The sequence below is a fragment of the Mixta sp. genome, from assembly GCF_024610815.1.
GTDB lineage: Bacteria > Pseudomonadota > Gammaproteobacteria > Enterobacterales > Enterobacteriaceae > Mixta > Mixta calida.
This window is the reverse complement of record NZ_JANION010000225.1, coordinates 1-3,113: the sequence shown is the minus strand read 5'-3', so window position 1 is coordinate 3,113 and position 3,113 is coordinate 1. Positions and strand designations below refer to the sequence as shown.

At 47.4% G+C, this 3,113-nt stretch carries 2 protein-coding genes; one reads left to right on the top strand and one right to left on the bottom strand.

Annotation, left to right across the window (positions count from 1 at the left end; all coding sequences use genetic code 11):
* Window positions 1–900 precede the first annotated feature (900 nt).
* Window positions 901–2,589, top strand: a complete 1,689-nt coding sequence (locus tag MYY08_RS17335) for a methyl-accepting chemotaxis protein (RefSeq protein WP_288015117.1) — start codon at window positions 901–903, stop codon at window positions 2,587–2,589.
* Window positions 2,590–2,990: 401 nt separating this feature from the next.
* On the opposite strand, the gene MYY08_RS17330 is transcribed toward MYY08_RS17335, so the two are convergent.
* Window positions 2,991–3,113: hypothetical protein (locus tag MYY08_RS17330; RefSeq protein ID WP_288015119.1), on the bottom strand; the 123-nt coding region annotated here is incomplete at its 5' end.

Here is a 3,113-nt window from a genome sequence, read left to right as displayed (position 1 = left end):
GCCTTATATCAAAGAGGTTATTGCAGAGACAGAACCAGCAAAAAGATGTTTGATAATTATTGCGACTTTGGGAATTATTTATGACAGTAAAAATCAGGTAGTAGCAACAGAAGATAATAAAATATACATTTTGCTATAAGAAATCACTGTTTGTCATATATAAATAGTTTTAGTTAATTACATTGCGCTGCAAGATAGAGGGGGTTTATTGAAATTCTCCAACAGCAGTACAGGCAAAAGGCTGCGCTTTTATATCGCCTGTTTATTTCTTTGGTAGAGCCGCTGCCATAAGCTGCCTGTGCGGCAGTCAACTCTGTCTGTTCTCCCTGCCCCTAAACGCTTACGTTGATAAAAATGCCATCTATTTCAGCCAGCGGTTTATTCCTGCTGACGCGGGGAACACCCTGACATCTCCAGAGCTTGTCTGACAATCCCGGTTTATCCCCTCATGAAGAACATGTTTTTTGCTTTGAACTGAGCGTGGCGCTATTTCTTCACCACAAACCGTACTCATACAGGCGGTTTCAGAAAAAATTGCATCATGCATAGCTACCATCGATTCTATCTGTTCCGCCTACCCTGGAACGGTTGTCAATATCAGCGCTGATGTGTGTAAGCTGCTTACGAACAGTTAATCGCCGTCGGCTGGATCCAACCAGCCGTTCGCTGCCCTCTTTTTCTGCGTAGCGCCTAAAAAAGAGAGTAGGAAATTTTGCATGAATTTATTTTTTACACATCTTTATGAAGTGATGCGGCAACTATATAAACCATCCCCTCACGCTCGCCTGACAGGCAAAAAAATCACAAAAAAAATGTAAGTTTTTTTTTCGCAAGCCGATAGATTCTTTAACGATCAACGTTCACAGAAAGAACGCATGGAAGGCTGATGGAGATTTTTATATGCTGAAACGTATTCGAATTGTTACAGGATTGTTTGCAGTATTGCTGATATTTACTTTGCTGCAAATGGCGACCGGGGGGATTTCCCTCATTGGAAATAAACACGCAAATAATGCCTTTCATGAGCAGCAGACTATCCAAAACGAACAGGTGGCATTGAATCAGTCATGGGCGGCATTATTACAGACAAGAAATGCCCTGAACCGGGCAGCTACTTATTTCCTTGCGCTTGAGGCATATGCAGATAACAACAATCAGGATGAGATAAACACACTCTTTCAGTCGCTTATCCATGACAGCAGAAGCTACCTCAGTAACGCCGAACGTTTCTGGAAAGACTATAATGATATACTCAACGGACTGGCGCAGGATAAAGAAGCGTTTAAACAGTTAGATAGAAGCTATGCCGATTTTCATAAAGCGCTTTCTGAAATGGCTATCCAGCTGGAGAAAAAGGAAATACAGCAGTTCCTGGATTACCCTGCACAAAAATACCAGGACGATTTTCAGACACAGTTAAATCAGTATTACAAAAATAACCGGGAAAAACTTTTACAGGGAACTGAAAACATTCAACGTAATTATGAAGTCAATCTCTGGATACTGATTACAACGCTTTCTTTCACCGTTTTTATGGCCCTCCTCGCCTGGTATGGGCTTCGGAAAATACTCATTATTCCCCTCAACAAACTCCTCGAAAATATCCGCTCTTTTGCCGGTGGGGATCTTGTTTCCGTAATTGAAGTTGACGGCACCAATGAGATGGGGCAGTTGGCCGCAGGCCTGAGAAATATGCAGGCAGCGCTTACGGTGACAGTGGGGGAAGTACGCAACAGCGCAGACGCCATTTTTAGCGGTGCGAGTGAGATTTCACAGGGTAATAACGATCTTTCCTCACGAACCGAGCAGCAGGCGGCCTCGCTGGAGGAAACGGCAGCGAGTATGGAGGAGCTGACGGCGACGGTGAAGCAGAACGCGGAAAATGCCGCTCAGGCAAGCAAGCTTGCACGTAATGCCACCGGCATTGCCCAGCGCGGCGGCACAGTCGTGGATAACGTAGTCAGCACCATGAATGATATCGTCACCAGCTCGCAGAAAATTTCTGAGATTATTAGCGTAATTGACGGCATTGCCTTTCAGACAAACATTCTCGCGCTGAATGCAGCGGTGGAAGCAGCCCGCGCGGGTGAGCAGGGGCGCGGATTCGCGGTTGTGGCAGGGGAAGTCCGTAATCTGGCGCACCGCAGCGCGCAGGCTGCTAAAGAAATCAAGGGGCTGATCGAAGAGTCCGCAAGCAAGGTGGAAGCCGGGACGAGCCTTGTGAGCACAGCAGGGGAAACGATGAACGAGATAGTGAAAGCGGTAACCGAGGTGACCGGCATCATGTCCGAAATTGCCTCGGCTTCAGAAGAGCAGAGCCGGGGTATCGATCAGATTGCTGTCGCTGTCTCAGAAATGGATCAGGTGACCCAGCAGAACGCTTCACTGGTTGAGCAATCGGCCACCGCAGCGGCTGCGCTGGAAGAACTATCCGGTCGCTTAACGGAGGCGGTTGCCGTGTTCCGTATAAACAGCACAGGTCGCCAGTCTAAACGGAACGATCAGGACGGGAACAAGCCTGCCATCAAAGCGCCCGATCTAAAACCGCTGAATACGTCAGAACCGCAGGAGGGATGGACAACGTTCTAGCCTTGCAGACGAATGCAGCAGGAGATAAAAAACAGGCCAGAAAACCGGCCTGTTGATACGCTGCCATGTCATCCGTTGCGGTAATCACCGAACAGCCGGCGTCAGTCATTCTGACGCCGTATCCGGCCGGTTTATCTCTGCCAGCGCGGGGAACGCGCTAATTTTATATCAATGATATCAAAAGCAAAAAATAACGCTTAAAAATCCCCCCATCCATCCTACTTTTTAAAAACGCTATTATCTTGATTCACAAACTTTTTAGAGAATAACAACCGACGCCCGCCAGCCTTTATTACTTGATCGCAAAACATCACAGGATAAACCTATCCTTCCTTTATTCCCGACCAATAAAAAAACGGCCCCTTTCGGAGCCGTTAGCGTCGTTCTTACCCGCGCAAGACTTACTTTTTCTTCGCTTTCGGGTTAGGCAGATCGGTGATGCTGCCTTCAAAGATTTCTGCCGCCAGGCCAACCGACTCGTGCAGCGTCGGGTGAGCGTGGATAGTCAGCGCGATATCTTCGGC